Here is a 19,923-nt window from a genome sequence, read left to right as displayed (position 1 = left end):
TTATTTTTTCTTAGTAATGTACATTGTAATATCTGCGGTGAATACAAGCTCATTGCGGGTATTGTACAGTTTGACCGGAACCACTAAATCTTCTTTATCAATCCATGGCCTTGGCAACTGAATCTCTGCAATAGCTGTGACATCTGTATCCACTTTTGCTAAATAATTAACAGTCATTCCTTTTGGGATCCAGCGATGGGTTTTATAGGGAACTGTTGCGTCAACCATAACCCCAGCACATAGTTCAGCCAAATTACATTGTGCAATGGCATGAATAGTCCCAATGTGATTATGAACGCTACGACGGTTTTTAACCACGGCACTGCAATAGCCATCTCTAACATCTAAAATATAGGGCTTCATTGAAGCAAAATAAGGGGCTTTAACACAGACGGCTTTAGTAAATAGCCAATTCCCAAATGGTAGCTTTTTTAATTTTAGCCAGGTTTTTAAAACGGCAGATTTATCACTCATTATTTTTCTCAAGCAAATTTTTTATTATCAATAAAACTAACACATCAGACCAGTTAACAAAAGTTTAATTATTATGGTGCATCTTGATATTAAGCGCCTGTTAAACGCTGAATTCTGCATCTTGAGGTGATTTGGGTATATGTCTCTCTATTATCGCTTTCAATTTCATAACAGGCACAATAAAATACGAGTATAAGGAGCATCCATGCCAAAAACTGAACACTCATTGCATACCGTATTAATTCTCGCTTTATTAATTATTTTCTGCCCGTTGGCTATTGATATTTACCTGCCTGCTTTTCCTGAAATAGCGCAAGCACTCTCTGTAGGTGAGCAAAAAGTGCAGCTCACTGTTGCTATTTTTATGCTCACTGTTGGTTTGGGTCAGCTTATTGCAGGGCCCTTAGCTGATAAGTTTGGCCGTAAACCCATTGCAATTACAGGAATAAGCCTTTATGGCATCGCGGGCTTACTGGCCTACCTAGCACCAAGCTTTAGTGTTTTAATGATTGCTAGAGCACTACAAGGATTTGGCGCTTGTGCAACTTTTGTAGTGGCATTTGCAATTGTACGAGACATATACGGTAGCGCTAAGAGTGGCCAAATGATTACTTACTTAAATGGAATTGTATGTTTTGTGCCAGCGCTCGCACCTATTTTAGGCGCTTGGTTAACCGTGCAATTTGGCTGGCGAATGAACTTTTTATTTTTAGTCGGCTTCGCCTGCCTAGGCCTTATAATCACCTTGTTGTTTTTTAAAGAAACTCGGCCAAGTGATAGTCACTATCAAGGGCATATTTTAGACTTACGTCGGTTTGTGCCAATTATTACCACAAACGTATTCTTTTTTAACAGCCTTTTATGCATGATAGCCATGTCGGCAATTTTAGCTTTTGTCACTCTTGCGCCGGGTTGGATCATGACCGAGTTGGGTGGCACTGTGAGTGACTTTACTTTTTGGTTTACCTTGAATGCGATTATTAGTATCGTCGCCAGCTTTATTGCGCCTATGTATATCAAGCGTCACAGTCAAAAAGCATTGAAGCTAGGAGTTAGCTTACTCATTTTTTCTGGTGTGCTCATATTGTTACTGAGTCATTTTAAAACAGCATTTACTTTTATGTTGCCCATTTTGATTGCTGCACTTGGCTTTGCACTGAGTTTAGGTTCCGCCGCGGGCATGGCCTTGTCACATTTCCCAAAACAAGCAGGCACCGCATCTGCACTGATTGGCTTAATGCAAATGAGTGGTGCAGGTGTATTAGTCATACTAACCCAAGTGCTGCCCTTTAATGCACCGCAATTTATTGCCTTTCATTTATTGCTATTGTTACCACTATGGATAATTTTAATCACGCGCAAAGCAGATATTTATCATCCAACAACTGAAGTGGTAAAGTAATGCTCGTCAATCCTGAGTTTGTATTATCATTTTTAGCCGCGAGTTTTTTAATAGCAGTGGCACCAGGGCCTTCTAATGCATTTTTAATGGCGCAAACGTTTGCTAATGGCCGTGCTGCCGGCTTACAAAGTGCGTTTGGTTTTGCCCTTGGCGGCGTAGTACACACTTTATTAGCCGTAGTTGGTTTAACAGCTATCTTAAAAGCCTCTGAAACAGCATATGCGACAGTTCAGTACGCTGGCGCTGCCTACCTTTGCTACTTAGGCGTTATTATGCTTAAAAGCACGTTTATGCAACCACAATGCAGTAGTGACGAGAAGCCTCATGTAAGCACCAAAAAGAAGTCCAATGTTATGTTTCAAGCTATGATGACAGAAGTGCTTAATCCAAAAGTGGCGCTGTTTTTTATTGCTTTTATACCACAATTTGTTGATCCGACGTTGTCGAGTTCAACCACATTTCAGCTGGCATTTTTTGGTTTACTCTACCCTCTTTTTGCTTTTCCTATCGACTGCACTTATATTTACTTTGGCGATAAAATTGCAAACTATTTTAGAGCACATCCACAAAGCCAGATTTGGATAGATCGTATAACAGGCGTAGTATTTATAGCACTGGCCATTAATTTACTGATGTAATAACAATAAGAGTCAATATGGAACAAAAATTACAGTCACTCCCAGCACATAAAAATATCGCTTTGGTTGCCCATGATGGTAAAAAAGCAGCCCTTCAAGCTTGGTGTAAAAAACACCACGCAAGCCTTAGCCAACACACATTGTATGGTACAGGCACCACAGGACATTTAATCGAACGCACGACAGGATTAAACGTTGTAAAACTATTGAGCGGCCCTATGGGTGGCGATCAACAGCTCGGAGCAAAGATTGCCGAGCACGAAGTACATATGCTTATATTCTTTTGGGATCCTCTTGCATCACAACCCCATGATCCAGATGTAAAGGCATTGCTAAGATTGGCTGCAGTATGGAATATTCCTGTGGCCTGTAATGAAGTCAGTGCAGATATGTTATTAAGCTCAACGTTAATGAATAGTGAGCTTGAGCGTACCTTGCCGGATTACGAAAAATACCTCGCAACTCGGCAAGTAGATTTATAAGTAAACATCGGCTTACTTATAAATCATATTTGCCCATTTGGTTAGGCCGGCGGTAACACTACCAAAGTGGTCGCCGTTCACCATATTAATATCACCTAAGTGCTGTTTGAGTGCCGCTTTTATTAACGGCGACTGTGCACTGCCTCCCGTTAAATAAATAACATCAGGCGTGACACCTGCCTCTTTAATTGCTTCTTTAGCCAGCGTCACTATTTGACTTATAGAATCATCAACGGCTAACGCTAGGTCACTTAAATTCAATATTTTAGATAAATCCTTCGCTAGAAAGTCTAAATTACAATTAAAGCTTTGCTGGGATGATAAGGCAATTTTAGCGGCTTCGCCTTGTTGTACTAGCTGATGCCCTTGTTTATTTTGCTGTAAATTAATTAAGCGTTGGAAAAGCGCAGGTTCACTTACTTCACGAAGCGCAGCAATGAGCTCACGAGCATGTGCTTGCGCGTAAAATTGGCTTTGCAAATTCACATCGTTAATTTTACATGCCTGCCAAAAAGGCTGATTGGGTAAAGGTAAGCCCGATTTGAACGAACTGCCAAGGCCTAATAGCGGCATTAAACCGTGATAGCTCAGCGCAATATCCAAGTCATTTCCACCGATACGTTTACCGCTGTGGGCTAAAAAGTCATGATCGCGCTCACTGTTACCACGAAAATCAGGGCCCATTTGCACAAATGAGCAATCACTCGTACCACCACCAATATCGACCACGAGTACTTTCTGGTTTTGAGTTAAATTACTTTCGTAATCAACCCCTGCGGCTAAAGGCTCATATAAAAAGGCAACGTCTTTAAAACCTGCACGTTTAGCTGCGCGCTCCAAAATACCAATGGCTTGCTGGTTTGACTCGTCCCCACCCACAGCCTGAAAGTTAACTGGGCGACCAATTACTGTATGTGTTAAGGATTGTTGTAAAGACGCTTCAGCGCGTTGTTTTATTTTTAAAATCATTGCCGTAGCAATATCTTCAAAAAAATTGATTTGTCCTTGTTTTAAGCCCGTTGCGCCAAAAAATGATTTCGGCGATTTAACAAAGTAACCTTCTTCAGGAAATTGCACATACTCGTTAATTGCTTCACGGCCAATAAATAAGCTTTGTTCATCAACCGCTAAATCAAGGTCAGACTTTATACGTGGCAATGTATTTAGCAAGGCTTGGCGTTGGCTTTTATAATCGTGTTCGAATGGAGTGCCAGTTAGGTGCTTAGCAACAAAATCAACGACTAATGCACTATGATGAGTGTATAGAGTCGATGGCAAGTAATGCTTACCTTGCTCTAATGGCACAAGTTCAACAAGGTTGTTTTCACCCATGACACCCATTGCACAATTAGAGCTACCATAATCAAAACCTACTACCATTGCTTCACCACGTTGACGACAAAAAGGCCGCGCAATTTAGCACATTTAATCCAGCTTTAAAACGTTATTCCTGCACATGCTCACGTAAAAAGCTGGCAAAGCGAGGTAATCCATTTTTTGTATAGCCATGGTAACGGTACGTTATCTTTGCGCCAATAGCGGGTGGATTTTGTCTTTGGAGGTCACTAAAGCCTGTGCCGATTGTAAATTCAATGCCGGCTTCATTTTTAACGCGTATTGCACCAAGCATACCTAAGTATTTACCTTTACCTGGTAAATAGTCAAGTATAATGGCTTCATCATCAAAGTAAGGTTTGAGTTTTAATAGTGCTGATGTACGGCCATTTTGATGCTTTGCACTCGCAAGATGTAACATAACCCCTTCACCACCGCGTTTAATTATTCGTTCAAAAAAGGCGGTTAAGGCTTGGTTTGATAAAAACTGATGTTGTTCTACAGCAATGATGTGTGGCTTGTTAATTGCTTTCACTAACTGCTGGTAATTTTTATAGCGAATACTGAATGGATTTGTCTGATCGGGCATATCAAATATACGAAAAGACACTTTCTGCCAATCACTGTCTATCGGCTTGGCTGTGCGCACAATGCCACTTAAAGCTGCAAAGTCATTATGCTTTGTCCAAAGCTCCCCATCGAGCCACACATTAGGCAAAACACTGCTAAACCAACGCGGTGGATTAATGGAGTTGCCATTTCGAGTGACAAACTCAGCCCCAGTCCAAATGGCCCTGACTCCGTCAAACTTTTCACTTACTAAATATTCAGATACTTCAGCTGTGTTATTTTTATCATACACTTTTGCAAGTTGTACGTGGGGTGTGGTATCTGCCTTATCAGCACTTTGGGCTAAAAAAGGTAAGCTTAGTAAAACTAGCCATAAATATAATAAAGTATAGAGTCCTTTTTTCATTGTTGTATCCTTACAAGTAAGATACTTAAACTATAGTTTATTTTGTACCCATTGCAAAAACTCATGCAAATTAACAAGCTGTGCCGTTGCTTTGCTTAAGTCATGGCTTAAAGTATGTTTATTAGGCACTGCAATTACAGCAAGCGCTGCATTAAAAGCAGCAGTTACGCCGGTATTGGTATCTTCAACCGCGACGGCATTTGCAGGATTAATTGCGAGTGTTTGCAGTGCTAATAAATACGGATCGCCAGCAGGTTTTGGGTTTACCACATCATCCTTCGTTACTACACAGTCAAACAGCTCATAAAAGCCATATCCTTTAAGGATAGGTAAGGCTTCATCTCGTGCACTGCCTGTTACTAACGCCATCTTTAGACCACTTTGTTTAACCGCGAGTAAGGTTTCTTTTGCAAATGGCATAAGTGGTGGCAAGTGAGTTGTGACAAATTCACTAAAGTAGTCATACTTACGTTGCGCTAGTGCTTGCGGTGAAATTGCTAAATTGTAATAACTAACAACTTCTTTTGCCGCTTCTACAGTTGCTTTACCTGAAAAACGCTGACAAAATTCATCTTCTTCATAACGAATTCCATACTCGGCTAAAATGTCATTCCAGCAATTAAAGTGCACACTTTCGGAGTCAACCAGCGTGCCGTCCATATCAAATAGTATTGCCTGTAAAGTCATCACCACTCCTTATTTAAAGTGCTAAAAAAAGGCGCACTTGGCACCTTTTCATTTTACATTATTGCGTTAAGCCTGCAGGAGGCTCGGCAAAGGCCTCTTCACCTGTTTCAACGTCAACAAGTTCATAACCTCGTTCTTTACGAACCACTTTTAACACCGGCTTATCAAATGCCGTTTTTAGGCGATCACTGTCAGCTTGTAGTTCTTCGACAGTGTTACCAAATGGTGCAGCACCGGTTTCAGACCAGTTCGTTACTTTACCATTTAAGTTATATTCAACTTCATGAATTTGATATTGCGCCGCTTCATCTTTGGTTGCTTCACAAAAAATTACGCGGTAGTTCCAAAATCCAGCCATGGTCATTCTCTTTAAAATATAATTAGTGCTACTTTAGCAGTAACAGCGGGTAATATAAACGAAAAAACCCGCTGTAAAAGCGGGTTTTATATATATTTAGTTAACCTTAAAAGAAGTTAACTTTAAACTCTGCGCCAATAAAGCGAGGTTCATTTACGATGCCTGCATTATTACTAAAATCAACACCGCCAATAAACACTTGCTCATCTGTTATATTACGCGCAAATGCAGCAACTTCGTATTCATAGTCACCTGAGAACCATTTATAACCAGTGCGCACGCCACCTTCAAGTAGGGCTTCACCAGTAAATTCAACCGATTCATATAAAAAGAAGTCAATTTCGCTACGGTAAGACCAGTCAGTGTATGCGTAAAACTCTCCATCGCCCACTTCTTTTGTATATCGTAAAATAAAGTTAGCAATCCATTCTGGCGCATGTGGTAAGCTATTACCGTCTAAGCTATAACCTTGTTCTGTCAGCGGGTCAGTTATAGTACAAGCAAAACAACCAGCTGAATATAAACCATCATCTTGTAACTCTGTATTGTTATAACTGAAGTTAAAGGTTGCATCAAAGTTATCTGATAATACCCACTGCGTATCCACTTCAAAACCATAACCCACTGTTTTATCAGCGTTAAGCAAGCGTGCCTCATTACCTGAGCTACCACCTACAGCCGTTAGCTGCTGGTCATCCATTTGATAGTAAAAAACGGTTGCATTAACACGACCACTGCCATCAAGTACGTCTGACTTAATACCGGCTTCAATAGAGTTAATGGTTTCTGAGTCTGCAACTGTCACGTCGTTGCTAAATAAAATACGTCCTTGAACACTTGGTGCACGGAAACCGTTTGCAGCACGAACAAATAAGTTTACGTCATCAGAGTATTTATAAGCAGCAGCTAAATCCCATGACACATGGCTATCTTCTGGTGCCACTGATTTAGTTAAGTTAGCAGTAGTTGACTCAGGTGATGCATAACGTGACGCAGTAAAGTCACGCTTGTCATCTGAATAACGTAAACCAGCTGTGATTTCTAGCTTATCGGTTAACTGATATTCACTTGAGGCGAATACAGCCCATGCAGTCGTTTCCTGATCTTGACGTACATAACCCGTTAAGATATTGGCGCCTAAACCGTCATAACCGTAAGTTTCGATTACCTGCTCTTCATTATAATAAAAAGCACCTACTTGATAGTTGAAATCGCCAGCAAAGTCACTTGATAAGCGTAACTCTTGCGTGTATTGATTATGATCAGGTAATGCATCTGCCGTTTCGGATGTCAAAAAGATGAACCCCGGCCCCATCTCAGCTGTAGGGCAACCTGGTTGAAATGGGTTATCACACCCGTAACCACCATCAACATCCGCACGAGAGAAGATTTCAGCACTTTCCCAACCGGTGATTGAGGTTAACGTATAATCATTAAAATCATATTCAACTTTTAAGCTTGCACCTTGCGATTCAACATTTTGCGTCGCAAACTGCACTGAATCTTGATAAATAACTTCTGGGTCAAAATCAGCACGAGGCTTATTAGTGCCCGCTTCAATTGCATTTGCATGGAATACAATTGGCTTACCATTTAAATCACGTGTGTGGTAGTTAAATAGTGCACTTAAGTCATCTTTTTCATATAAAAACTGCACACGAGCAGCTGTTTCTTGATAGCCACCCGTTGCATCATCAATCTCGTTACCTGCTAAACGATTATCAATATAGTCATCACGCTCTTGGCGTAATAAAGACACACGTGCAGATAAGTTATCAGTTAAACCACCACTTACAGCACCTTCAAAATCAATTGAATTGAATGAACCATAAGATAAAGCAGCATAACCTTCAAAGTCTTGCGTTGGACGCGCTGAATCAATTTTAACTAAGCCAGCCGGTGTATTACGACCAAACAGCGTTCCTTGAGGTCCACGAAGAACTTCAACTCGGCCCGTATCAAATACAGGGAAGCCTTTTAAAATAGGGCTTTCTTGAACAATTTCATCTACCACTAAAGATACTGGTTGCGATGAGTTCAAATCGAAATCTGAGTTACCAAGACCACGAACATAAAAGCGTGGGAATGAACGACCAAATGAAGATTCAACAGTTAAACTTGGGATTTTCGCATTTAAAAAGCGAATGTCCATACCAGCAGAGCTTGCTGCTTCTAACCCATCACCTTGTAAAGCAGATGCCGCTACAGGAACTTCCTGTGCGTTTTCTACACGTTTGCGTGCGGTGATTTGAATAACTTCTAATTGATTGCTTTTTTCTGCAGCGGGGGCGTCTTCTGCTGCGCTTGAAAATGAAGTACCTGCTACTGCAGAGAACAACGTTGCATTAATAAGGGTTGCTAACGTAGATCTTTTCATTGCTTTCATGTTGGGGTTTAGCCTTTTGTGTGCACTCTTGTTCAACGGTGTATGTGTTGCGCTAGTTCACTTAGCGGGCTCGGCCAATTTTTCGCGCCTTATATTAAGCTGCGCGGACCTCACTGTCGAGAGTGCAAAACGAAGTAGTGAGGCTGAACGAACGATGAAGATTATAACACTTCATGACATTATTACTGCATAAATATGTACATTTAAATAAACTTTTTACAACAATTAACGACACAATCAGCGAACTTAGGCAGTTTTATGCATATATTTTTGAACTTAGCGGACATATGTCCTTGATCAAGCATTTGCAAAGCTATAGCCAAATCTTATAAATGACAATAACTATCACTTACAAGGTTAAACTGCTTAATTCGTATTTAACCACTCACTTTGGCAAAATCGATAGTATTAACATAGCTTAGTACATCACTTTGTACTGCCCTAGGTGTGACTCCTTTGAATTTAACACGGCAAGGATCATCCGCTATTTTTTCATGGCCATCTAATAGCTACTTGCGAACTGCTATGCTAAAAAGGCTAATATGTCTCGTGGAGTTTGAATTCTTAAACAGAGTAAAATAGTGTATTCGAAATTCGTAAACTTATGCTTATCATTAAGGAACAAGATGAATCTAACAACAACACTTGCAAAAAACTGGTCTGTGCTTTTTATACGTGGACTAATAGCAATCGTATTAGGCGTACTAACCTGGCTAGCCCCACAAGCATCGTTGAGTATTATGTTATTGTTTTTTGCTGGTTACTTTTTATTTGACGGTTTACTGCGTAGTTGGATTGCATGGAACTCCCGGCAAAATAACCCCTATTGGCGTTGGTTATTGATAGGCGGTGTGTTATCTATTATTGCTGGATTAGTTACCCTACTAGCGCCAAACATAACAACTATTTTATTACTTTATTATGTAGCTGCTTGGGCAATCGCTATCGGCGCTGTTGAGATACTCGTAGCGGTCAAGTTAAGGGTTGAGATATCAGGTGAGTGGCTATTGATTATTACTGGTGCATTATCGGTAATATTTGGTTTATACCTTGTGTTTAATCCAAGTGCGGGTATTCATACCCTACTGTGGTTAGTTGCAACATACGCCGTTATTTTTGGTACCTTAATTGTTGGTTTTTCTTTGAAGCTTAAAAAGCTTGGTACTTTACAATAATGAGAAAGCCTTGGAGCATTACTGTTTCAAGACATTTATACCTATTCAATAATCCACAGCGATTAAATCAATTTAGCTTTAATAGTCCTTACGCGATATCACAATCTCACCACCTAAGTGAATATCGCTGTGCATTAAACTACATGACAAACAAAATGAACGATCTGTTCTAAGTTCATAAGCATCTGCAAAAAAAAGTTTAGCTATTCAGGGGTTAGTAAGTTTGACACGCCATAATACCTTTTAAGTGCAGAACGTCTAAGTTCATTATGCTCTTTATGAACAAAATATTAACAATTCTTTACAACCGCTGCTATACCTATATTGTAAGGTCAATACAGCACGAGGAGAACGCGATGTCACAACTAACCTTAAATCAAAAATTAGCCAGCTTACAGCCATTGGTTGATCTAGCGCTATTCGAATCTAGCTTAGCTTACCGTAACAAAATTTTATGTGTACTTGCCGAGCAAGAGCAAACGCTTAATTCAATTAATAAAGAGTTTGGTCATGCACAACCGGAAGGTTTTGGTAGCGAAAAGAAGTTTGTACTTGGCTACAACTAATTTTGCTTAGCATGATTAACTTTTTTCTAAATTACCCATTAAGTAATATGACAACAACCCAACAGTAGCTTTTTTATATAATTTATAATTAAGCTACTTTTTTAATTTTTACCGATAACTTATCTGCTTTTTTCATTTTTTGCGCTCAATCCCCCCATTAAACCGATAAACTTTGTTGTATATAATCCAAAATTTGCTAAGTTAAGATGCTAATGCCTTATTTGTTTTTAAAGGCTAATTTTTTTATTGGAGCTCTTATGCGCAAATCTCTCATCGCTAGCACTATCGCCAGCGCTTTATTACTCTCAGCTTGTAGTTCACAACACGTTGAAGATTCAACTGAACAAGCAACGCAAGTACAAACAATGAATGTTGATAACGTTTTAATGAAGCCAAGCCCACTGCAATATATGGCGCCAGAGTTTGATAAGTTTGGCACAAAAGATTATGAACCTGTTTTCGATGCCGGTATTGCACAGCAAAAAGCCGAAATCGCTGCTATCGCTAATAATCCAGCACCTGCAACATTCGAAAATACGTTAGTTGAAATGGAATACTCTGGTGAGCTTCTTGATCGTGTCTCAACTGCATTTTATAACTTGTCAGGTTTAATTTCTGATTCAGAATACCAACGCATTGCCGCTAAAATGGCACCTGTATTGTCAGCCCATTCTGATGATATCTTCCTAAATAAAGCATTATTTTCACGTGTTGAAAGTGTGTACAACGATAAAGACAGCTTAAACGCTGAAGATCAACGTTTAGTTGAGTTTTACTACACTAAGTTTATTAATGCCGGTGCAAAGCTAAACGAAACACAAAAAACAAAAATGCGTGAAATTAACGCTGAGCTTGCTAAGCTCTCAACCGCATTTTCGCAAAACGTATTAAAGTCGTTCAAAGAAGACGTTGTACTAGTGACAGATAAAAGCGAGTTAGCTGGTTTGTCTGAAGGCGAAATTGAAAACCTAGCCGCTGCTGCGAAAAAAGCAGGTAAAGAAGGCTACATGATCACGCTTGTGAACACGACACAACAGCCTATCTTAAGCAGCCTTGAAAACCGCAAACTTCGTGAGCGTATTTTTAAAGCTTCTGCAACACGTGCACAAAACACTAACGGCCCTATTATCATTAAAGAGACCAACTTACGTGCACAAAAAGCGGAGTTACTCGGTTATAAAGATTGGGCGTCATATGTAATGACCACGCGTATGGCTAAAACTACCGAGAACGTTTACGGTATTTTAGATGATCTAGCACCAAAAGCCGTAAATAAAGCAAAAGCTGAAGCTGCTGAGATTCAAAAGGTAATTGATGCATCAGGCGAAACATTTGCAGTGCAACCATGGGATTGGGCATTTTATTCTGAAAAAGTACGTCAAGCAAAGTACGACCTAGATCCTGCATTAGTAAAACCTTATTTTGAAATGCAATCAGTGATCCATAACGGTTTATTCTTCGCAATGGAAAAACTTTACGGTATTACGTTTAAAGAACGTAAAGACCTACCGCTTTACCACGAAGATGTAATGGCGTTTGAAGTATTTAATGCCGATGGCAGCGCAATTGGCTTGTTCTATATGGACCCATATGCACGTGAAGGTAAGCGTGGCGGAGCATGGATGAGCTCATACGTTGGTCAAAGTGGCTTAAAAGGCACCAAACCTGTTATTTATAATGCGCAAAATATTCCTAAGCCTGCAGAAGGTCAGCCAACCTTAATGACCTTCTCTGAAGTAACCACTATGTTCCATGAGTTTGGTCATGCAGCACACGGTTTATTCTCAGATGTTAAATACCCAAGCCTTGCCGGTACTGCAACAGCACGTGACTTTGTTGAGTTTCCTTCTCAAGCACATGAAGATTGGAATATTGAACCAACAGTCCTTGCTAACTACGCTAAACACTACAAAACGGGTGAGCCAATTCCAAAAGAGCTACTGGATAAAGTACTTGAGTCACAAAACTTCAATCAAGGTTTTGGCACAACTGAATACTTAGCTGCTGCATTACTTGATATGGAATGGCACTCATTTGGTTCTGATATGAATATCAGCGACGTTCAAAAGTTTGAACACGAAGCACTAGAAAAACACGGTATTGCCTATTACCCAGTACCGCCACGCTATAAGTCTTGCTACTTTAGTCATACTTTTGCCGGTGGTTACTCAGCGGGGTACTACGCTTACCTTTGGACTGAAGTATTTGCAGCCGATGCATTTGCTCACATGACAGAGCAAGGTGGCCTTACTCGTGAAAACGGTGATAACTTCCGTAAAGAAATTTTATCAAAAGGTAACAGCCGCGACTTAATGCAAAGCTACATTGAGTTCCGTGGTCAAAAGCCAACTACAGACGCATTACTTAAGCGCCGTGGTTTAGTTGAGTAACAAGAGCGAATTTTAATGAGAGCCTACAACAGGCTCTCATTTTTATATAACGATCATCCCGTATTATTGACCTTCTAACTCAAATTAACTCCCTTTCATTTTCCCTGTGCTAGTCTGAATAAAAAATTCAAGGCTAAAAAATGAAACATACACTGCTATTTCCAACTTGCTTAGTATTAGCTGCATGTACAACTCAACCAACTGAACATGCTGATATTGTTATCGCTAATGCAACCATTATAGATATGAAAACAGGGTTATTAACTCAAAATCAATCTCTCGCTATACGCGATGGTGTGATCATAAAACGTAGTAACCAATCACTTAAAAGTAACTATATTGTTGAAAACTACATTGATGCAAATGATCAATACCTGATGCCTGGTCTTTGGGATATGCATGTACATTTTGGCGGCGGTGAAGAGTTGATAGAAGAGAACAAACAACTGCTACCGTTATATTTAGCATACGGTATTACAACGGTGCGCGATGCTGCCGCCGATTTAAGTGGATCAGTATTGAGCTGGCGTGCGCAAATAAATAGTAACCAATTAGTTGGCCCTACTATTTATACATCAGGACCAAAACTTGAAGGTAAAGATTCAATTTGGCCTGGCGATTTAGAAGTTGAAACGGTCGCAGAAATGAACGCTGCGATAGACAGTCTTGATGCTATGCATGTGGATTTTGTTAAAATCACCGATAGCGCTTTAACGCCAGAACTGTATTTAAAAGCAGTCAAAGAAGTAAAAAAACGGGGTTATCAGATATCAGGACATATTCCATTTTCACTATCTGTAACGGACGTATCTAATGCAGGGTTAGATGCTATCGAGCACATGACTTACTTATTAAAAGCAGCTGCAAACAACGAGCCTGAAATATCAGCAAAAGTGGCCTCTGGGGAACTGAGTTATCACAGTGCTTTACCTATTATCACCGCCAATATTGATACCCAAACCGCCTTAAATAAATACGCCGTACTGGCTGAGAATAATACCGCAGTTGTGCCAACTTTAATTGGCGGACAAATTACCGCCTATATTGATGAAGATAATCACCGAGATGATGCGTTTTTAAACTACCTTGGCAAGGGCCTCAAGGCCACTTACCAATGGCGTGTAGATAGAGCAAATAAAGACACGCCGGCACAAATAGCACAACGAAAAGAACGCTTTATAAAAACCGCACAATTACTGCCACTGGCACAACAAGCCGGCGTACCAATTATTGCAGGAACCGATGCCGGCTTTTTAAACTCATATATTTATCCGGGTTTATCACTGCACCAAGAACTGGCTATTTTTAGTGACTATGGTTTAACACCTTTACAAACACTGCAATCAGCAACTCTTGCAGGGCCTGAATTTTTAGGTAAGAGTGAACAATTTGGTGAACTAACTGAAGGCAAAACTGCCGATATCATTTTTTTAACCGCTAATCCATTAATTGACGTGCGCAACACGCAAAAGCTAACGGGGGTTATTTCACATAGTCGTTATTACAACAAAACCGCACTTGAGAAACTTAAAGCGGATGCAAAACAGTTTGTGGCACAACAATAAAAACAACGGACTCAGCTAGCTTTATAAGCCAGCTACGCGGAGCTTTTCTATTATGCGATTATTATTTTATCGTCCACTGGTATAGAATCGTGTTTTTGCAAAGGCAACTCAACCATGACCTACTTATTTGCAACCACCCTACTTTGGGCTTTTTCATTTAGTTTAATCGGCGTGTACTTGGCAGCCCAAGTTGATGCATGGTTTAGCGTGCTAATGCGTGTAGCTCTAGCGACATTGGTATTTCTACCATTTTTAAAATTTAAAACCGTCCCCAAAGTTGTCATTGCTAAGCTTATGCTTATTGGTGCAATACAACTGGGTGCCATGTATAGCTTTTATTACCATTCGTTTTTATACCTTAGCGTACCCGAAGTATTACTCTTTACTGTAATGACACCTTTATACATCGCACTGTTGAACGATGTAATTGAACGCCGGTTTAATCCCCAATATTTGCTGGTTGCATTAATTGCTATAGCAGGAGCAATTGCGATTCGTTATGAAGGTGTTGATGAAAACTTTATTTTGGGCTTATTATTGGTTCAAGCTGCAAACTTATGTTTTGCCACCGGGCAAGTCACCTACAAACGCTTAATGGCTGGTAGTGAGCTACCACAACGTACCGTGTTTGGCTGGTTTTTCGTTGGCGCACTGATTGTTGCATGTGTATGTTTTGCTTTATTTGGTGATACCAGTAAGCTTCCCACCACCAGCACTCAATGGGGAATTCTTATTTACTTAGGGACAATTGCCTCTGGCTTTGGTTATTTTGCATGGAATAAGGGCGCAACTCAGGTTAACGTCGGTGGCCTAGCAGTGATGAATAATTTACTCATTCCCGCCGGTATTTTGGTTAACGTTATTATTTGGAATCGCGAAGCTGACCTTGTAAAACTCAGTGTTGGCGGTGCGATTATTATCTCAGCTCTATTATTGAATCAATACCTTAATAGAAATGCCACAAATAAAGCCTAGACTGTCATTAATGAGTAGTGAGGGTTTTATGAAATTACTGATTTGTACATCATTGATAATATTGCTGAGTGCTTGTAGCCAAACACCCCAAAGTAAAAATATTCAAGTGGGCTCTCGGCCTTATTATCTCATTAACGATCTGCCAGCCAGTGAGCTAAAAACACAACTGCAGGCATGTAGCGAAGGCCCTTTTTACAAAACAGACTTTTCCATTGGTCACCGTGGTGCGCCAATGCAATATCCTGAGCATACTAAAGAGTCTTATATCGCAGCAGCGCGAATGGGCGCGGGTGTTTTGGAGTGTGATGTAGCCTTTACCAAAGATAAAGAGCTTGTGTGTCGCCACTCTCAATGTGATTTACATACCACCACCAATATTTTAGCCGTACCTGAACTTGCCGCCAAATGTACCGTGCCATTTAAGCCAGCTCAAAACGGCCAACCGGCTCAAGCAAAATGCTGCACCAGCGATATTACTCTCGCTGAGTTTTTAACGTTAAAAGGTAAAATGGACGGCGCGAACCCCAAAGCCACCACAGTCGCTGAATATTTAAATGGTACGCCGAGTTGGCGCACTGATTTATACGCAAGTAATGGCACATTAATGAGCCATAAACAAAGCATTACCCTATTCAAGCAGCTGGATGTAAAAATGACGCCAGAGCTTAAGTCGCCGCAAGTAACCATGCCATTTAATGGCTTTACTCGAGCCCATTATGCACAAAAGATGCTTAATGAATACTCAGCGCAAAACGTGCCAAGTGACCACGTTTTTCCACAATCATTTAACCTTGATGACGTAAAATATTGGATAAACAATAACCCTGAGTTTGCAAACAACAGTGTGTACTTAGATGGTCGCGACGAAACAGCTAATTTTAACCCAAACAACCCTGCGACGTGGCAACCGAGTATGGCAGAGCTTTATGATGACGGCATACGTATTCTTGCACCACCTATTTGGATGCTGTTAGCGCTTGATGACAACAAACAGATTGTGCCGTCCTCTTACGCTACTTCCGCTAAAGCCGCAGGGCTTAAACTTATAGCATGGAGCCTTGAACGCTCTGGCCCGCTATATAGCGGTGGAGGTTATTACTATCAATCAATTAAACAAGCAATTGATCGCGATGGCGACATGATGAAGGTGGTTGATGTGCTCGCCCAAAAAGTTGGCGTAATGGCCATATTTTCAGACTGGCCCGCAACGGTAAGTTATTATGCCAGTTGCATGAATATGGCAAACAGTGAGTAATCCTTTTTGCTTTGTTATGATAGGCCATATTCTTTAGTATAAGGCTCACTATGATTATTCAGCACCAAAGCCATGATATCGAAACGGCAACGGGTACTATGCGTACCAGTGTTTATCGCCCTCAAGCGGATGGACAGTACCCGGCTATAATTTTTTACTCTGAGATTTTCCAACAAACCGCTCCCATTGCACGCAGCGCAGCTATTTTAGCCGGTCACGGTTTTGTAGTATTCGTACCAGAAGTGTTTCATGAGTTAAACCCTATTGGGACTGTACTTGCTTACGACGACGAAGGTAAAGACAAAGGCAATGCGGATAAATGGGCAAAACCACTTGAATCCCATGACAGCGATACTCAAGCATTAATAGATTTTGCACAAACACAACACTATTGTACTGGCTCAGTGGGTGCGATGGGTGTCTGTATTGGTGGGCATTTAGCTTACAGAGCGGCACTAAACCCAGCAATTAAAGCTGCATTTTGCTTATATGCTACAGATATTCATAGCGATACCCTGCCCGCAGAAACTGGCAATAATTCGTTCGAACGTATGGCAGATATCCAAGGTGAAATTCACTTTATTTGGGGGAAGCAAGACCCGCATGTACCACAAGAAGACCGCGCTAAAATCTATCAGCAAGCTGTAACAACAGGCATTAACTACCAATGGCAAGAGGTAAATGCACAGCATGCGTTTATGCGAGACGAAGGCGAACGCTACGACCCTGCATTAGCGATTGCCATGTATCAGCAAGCAGTGGCACTGTTCAGTCGTACTTTATAAGCTTATTTTAAGCAACTGGCTGCTGCGTTAGTTACTTTTAAGCATACCCAAAGCGGTGTGCTTTTTTACAAAGTAATTTTTAAGGTAATCAATAAATAGACGCAACTTCTTCGACCCAGCACCGCCAGGTGGAAATACGCCATAGAGCTCGATGTCTTTACTTTTGTAATCATCCAATACAATTTCTAGCAAACCGGCTTGCACTTTAGGCCACGCATCATAAAGAGGAACACGTCCGATACCGTGCCCAGCTTCAACAAACGCAGTACGTGCTGCGGCGTTATTCGTGCTTAACCCACCTTGCATAATCAAACTGTATTTTTTGCCCTCTTTTTGCAATGTCAGTGATTTACTCCCTAACTGATACACCACCCATTTATGCGCTTTGAGTTGCTCAGGGGTTTTAGGCTTACCAAAGTGAGCAAAGTAATCTGGCGAGCCACAAATACAAGTACTCATCACTGTTAGCTTAGTTGCTTGTAAATTGGAATCATTAAGAGCTACACCACGAATCGCAAAATCAAACCCATGCTTTATAATATCAACAACTTCATCACTTAACTGTAAGTCGATATCGATTTTCGGGTATTGGCGTTTAAAGTCGTTAATGGCCGGTACTATCAATTGCATACCAACATTTACAGGGCAGCTTATTTTTAATAACCCCTGAGGCTCATTTTTAATGTTTTCTATCTGTTGGTTTGCAGCATTTGCTTGCTCTGTAATAACCCTGCAACGTTCATAGTAGGCAATACCCGCCTCTGTTAACGCCATGGTCCGTGTAGAGCGATTTAGTAAACTCACTTCAAGCTGGGTTTCTAATTTTTTTAAGTGATAGCTCGCCACTGCACGGGTTAAACCTAACTGTTTTGCAGCTGCTGTTAAGCTACCTTGCTCAACAATTTGTGCAAACACTACCATACTTTTTAATTGTTCAAATGAAACTTTCATGGTCTCTCCAACTTTAAACGCACTTATTGTATCAATTTATAAATCAATAAAGTTAAATTTATCATCGTTGTTTAAACTAACCTTGGCGCATATAGTAATTAACAGATTAAAATTCATTTCATCAGAAGGAATATCGTTATGGCTAAAAAAATACTTATGGTTCTTACTTCACATGCTGATTTAGGCAACACAGGTGAAAAAACAGGTTTTTGGGTAGAAGAATTCGCAGCCCCTTATTATGCTTTCATCAATGCGGGTGCAGAAGTAACTTTGGCATCACCTGACGGTGGTCAGCCACCGATTGATCCGACAAGTACACTAGCCGACTTTGAAACGGATGCCACTAAACGTTATGACAACGACAGTGCAGCAAAGACATTGATGGCTAATACCAAAATTTTAAGCGAAGTAGACGCCAGCGATTTTGATGCCGTATTTTACCCAGGCGGCCATGGCCCACTATGGGATTTAGTTGATAATGCTGACTCAATAAACTTAATTGAAAACTTTATTCAGCAACAAAAACCCGTTGCCGCGGTTTGCCATGCGAGTGCTGCATTTTTAAATATTAAAGACACAGACGGAAATGCATTAGTTGCAGGTAAAAAAGTAACAGGCTTTAGTAATACAGAGGAAGCCGCAGTACAACTTACTGACATTGTGCCATTTCTAGTTGAAGACGAGCTAATTAAAAAAGGCGGCGATTACCAAAAAACCGATGACTGGGGCGTACTTGCACTAGAAGACGGGCTTGTGATCACAGGTCAAAACCCAGCAAGTTCTGAGCTTGCCGCTAAAAAGCTACTAACCAAATTAGGTTAACTATTGATTTTAAAGCCTTGCCTACTGGGTAGGGCTTTTCATTTAAGCATCAAGATAGGTATACTCACCCAAACCCATTTTCAATTAAGCTAAGTATGCCAACCAAAAAAAGCTCTTTGAGCGTCCCTCCTTTATCCAGTAAGCGCTTTACACTTATTGGCATCATTTTACTATGTACTGCATTACAAGTTTTTAATAGCTTACCGGGTGTTAATTTAAATGGCTTAGGTATATACCCGCGCAGCCTTAGTGGTTTAACTGGAATTTTTTTCGCACCGTTTTTACACGGCGGTTGGGCTCACTTAATAAGTAATTTAATTCCCTTTGCTGTGCTTGGTTGGTTGGTTTGCCAATACAGTGTTAAGCGGTTTTGGTTGGTGTTTATTTTCACAGCCCTCGCTGGTGGATTGTTAGTTTGGTTATTTGGCCGTAGCAATATTCATGTTGGACTTAGTGGCGTATTGTATGGTTTGTGGGGCTTTTTAATTTGTTACGGCTTCATGCATCGCTCATTTAAAGCCATGGCAATAAGCGTTGTAGTGGTATTTTTATATAGTGGTTTAATCTGGGGCGTATTACCGCAGCGACCCCACGTGTCTTTTGAGAGTCATTTTTTTGGGGCTATTGCCGGTATAGTGATTGGTTATTATCTAGCAAAAAAAGATAAGAAAACGAGGCTCTAGCGAGTTGGCGAGTTGAAA

At 40.6% G+C, this 19,923-nt stretch carries 19 protein-coding genes; 12 read left to right on the top strand and 7 right to left on the bottom strand.

The features are described from left to right. Window positions 1-474: a hotdog fold domain-containing protein gene (locus QMA12_RS00790; RefSeq protein ID WP_087532058.1), complete on the bottom strand. Its 474-nt coding sequence runs from the start codon at window positions 472-474 to the stop codon at window positions 1-3. A 205-nt stretch (window positions 475-679) separates the two neighbouring features. Between QMA12_RS00790 and QMA12_RS00785 the strand changes: the two genes are divergently transcribed. From QMA12_RS00785 to QMA12_RS00775, 3 genes are read left to right on the top strand one after another with little or no spacing between them, the layout of a single operon-like run. After that, on the top strand, window positions 680-1,876 hold the full coding sequence (locus QMA12_RS00785; RefSeq protein ID WP_290210051.1) for a multidrug effflux MFS transporter: 1,197 nt from the start codon (window positions 680-682) through the stop codon (window positions 1,874-1,876). Beyond that, window positions 1,876-2,514: a LysE family translocator gene (locus QMA12_RS00780; protein ID WP_290210052.1), complete on the top strand. Its 639-nt coding sequence runs from the start codon at window positions 1,876-1,878 to the stop codon at window positions 2,512-2,514. The genes QMA12_RS00785 and QMA12_RS00780 overlap by 1 nt, the downstream gene beginning before the upstream one ends. Window positions 2,515-2,531: 17 nt before the next feature. Continuing rightward, window positions 2,532-2,996: a methylglyoxal synthase gene (locus QMA12_RS00775; RefSeq protein WP_087532055.1), complete on the top strand. Its 465-nt coding sequence runs from the start codon at window positions 2,532-2,534 to the stop codon at window positions 2,994-2,996. 12 nt (window positions 2,997-3,008) lie between these two features. On the opposite strand, the gene yegD is transcribed toward QMA12_RS00775, so the two are convergent. The 5 genes from yegD to QMA12_RS00750 all read right to left on the bottom strand — a co-directional run bounded on the left by yegD (window position 3,009) and on the right by QMA12_RS00750 (window position 8,738). Next, the gene (gene yegD / locus QMA12_RS00770) at window positions 3,009-4,376 is read right to left on the bottom strand and encodes a molecular chaperone (protein WP_290210053.1); all 1,368 of its coding nucleotides are present in this window, start codon (window positions 4,374-4,376) and stop codon (window positions 3,009-3,011) included. 64 nt (window positions 4,377-4,440) lie between these two features. Beyond that, window positions 4,441-5,307: a DNA ligase gene (locus QMA12_RS00765; RefSeq protein ID WP_290210054.1), complete on the bottom strand. Its 867-nt coding sequence runs from the start codon at window positions 5,305-5,307 to the stop codon at window positions 4,441-4,443. A 30-nt stretch (window positions 5,308-5,337) separates the two neighbouring features. Continuing rightward, entirely contained in the window at window positions 5,338-5,994 is a 657-nt protein-coding gene (locus QMA12_RS00760; protein ID WP_087532052.1) for an HAD family phosphatase, read from the bottom strand. 58 nt (window positions 5,995-6,052) lie between these two features. Then, window positions 6,053-6,352, bottom strand: coding sequence for a hypothetical protein (locus QMA12_RS00755; protein ID WP_087532051.1), 300 nt, complete (start codon window positions 6,350-6,352; stop codon window positions 6,053-6,055). A gap of 106 nt (window positions 6,353-6,458) precedes the next feature. After that, window positions 6,459-8,738, bottom strand: coding sequence for a TonB-dependent receptor (locus QMA12_RS00750; protein ID WP_290210055.1), 2,280 nt, complete (start codon window positions 8,736-8,738; stop codon window positions 6,459-6,461). A 626-nt stretch (window positions 8,739-9,364) separates the two neighbouring features. Here QMA12_RS00750 and QMA12_RS00745 point away from each other — a divergent pair. The 7 genes from QMA12_RS00745 to QMA12_RS00715 all read left to right on the top strand — a co-directional run bounded on the left by QMA12_RS00745 (window position 9,365) and on the right by QMA12_RS00715 (window position 17,449). Beyond that, entirely contained in the window at window positions 9,365-9,913 is a 549-nt protein-coding gene (locus QMA12_RS00745; RefSeq protein WP_087532049.1) for a DUF308 domain-containing protein, read from the top strand. 356 nt (window positions 9,914-10,269) lie between these two features. After that, entirely contained in the window at window positions 10,270-10,479 is a 210-nt protein-coding gene (locus QMA12_RS00740; RefSeq protein WP_087532048.1) for a hypothetical protein, read from the top strand. Between the two features lie 257 nt (window positions 10,480-10,736). Then, window positions 10,737-12,869, top strand: a complete 2,133-nt coding sequence (locus tag QMA12_RS00735; RefSeq protein ID WP_290210056.1) for a M3 family metallopeptidase — start codon at window positions 10,737-10,739, stop codon at window positions 12,867-12,869. 140 nt (window positions 12,870-13,009) lie between these two features. Beyond that, window positions 13,010-14,434: an amidohydrolase family protein gene (locus QMA12_RS00730; RefSeq protein ID WP_290210057.1), complete on the top strand. Its 1,425-nt coding sequence runs from the start codon at window positions 13,010-13,012 to the stop codon at window positions 14,432-14,434. Between the two features lie 114 nt (window positions 14,435-14,548). Next, window positions 14,549-15,409 carry a carboxylate/amino acid/amine transporter gene (locus tag QMA12_RS00725; RefSeq protein WP_290210058.1) on the top strand — a complete coding sequence of 287 codons (861 nt, stop codon included), beginning with the start codon at window positions 14,549-14,551 and terminating at the stop codon, window positions 15,407-15,409. 28 nt (window positions 15,410-15,437) lie between these two features. Beyond that, window positions 15,438-16,664 carry a glycerophosphodiester phosphodiesterase family protein gene (locus QMA12_RS00720; RefSeq protein ID WP_290210059.1) on the top strand — a complete coding sequence of 409 codons (1,227 nt, stop codon included), beginning with the start codon at window positions 15,438-15,440 and terminating at the stop codon, window positions 16,662-16,664. A gap of 50 nt (window positions 16,665-16,714) precedes the next feature. Further along, a complete protein-coding gene (locus tag QMA12_RS00715; RefSeq protein ID WP_290210060.1) occupies window positions 16,715-17,449 on the top strand; it encodes a dienelactone hydrolase family protein in 735 nt (244 codons plus the stop codon). A 27-nt stretch (window positions 17,450-17,476) separates the two neighbouring features. On the opposite strand, the gene QMA12_RS00710 is transcribed toward QMA12_RS00715, so the two are convergent. Beyond that, on the bottom strand, window positions 17,477-18,400 hold the full coding sequence (locus QMA12_RS00710; protein ID WP_290210061.1) for a LysR family transcriptional regulator: 924 nt from the start codon (window positions 18,398-18,400) through the stop codon (window positions 17,477-17,479). Window positions 18,401-18,538: 138 nt separating this feature from the next. Here QMA12_RS00710 and QMA12_RS00705 point away from each other — a divergent pair, with 138 nt between their 5' ends. After that, a complete protein-coding gene (locus tag QMA12_RS00705) occupies window positions 18,539-19,222 on the top strand; it encodes a type 1 glutamine amidotransferase domain-containing protein (protein WP_290210062.1) in 684 nt (227 codons plus the stop codon). A 95-nt stretch (window positions 19,223-19,317) separates the two neighbouring features. Further along, window positions 19,318-19,905: a rhomboid family intramembrane serine protease gene (locus QMA12_RS00700; protein ID WP_087532124.1), complete on the top strand. Its 588-nt coding sequence runs from the start codon at window positions 19,318-19,320 to the stop codon at window positions 19,903-19,905. The last annotated feature ends 18 nt before the right edge of the window (window positions 19,906-19,923 follow it).

This window comes from Pseudoalteromonas sp. APC 3893 (genome assembly GCF_030408095.1).
Lineage (GTDB): Bacteria > Pseudomonadota > Gammaproteobacteria > Enterobacterales > Alteromonadaceae > Pseudoalteromonas.
Note: the sequence above shows the minus strand (reverse complement) of the source record. Positions and strands in the feature narration are given on the sequence as shown.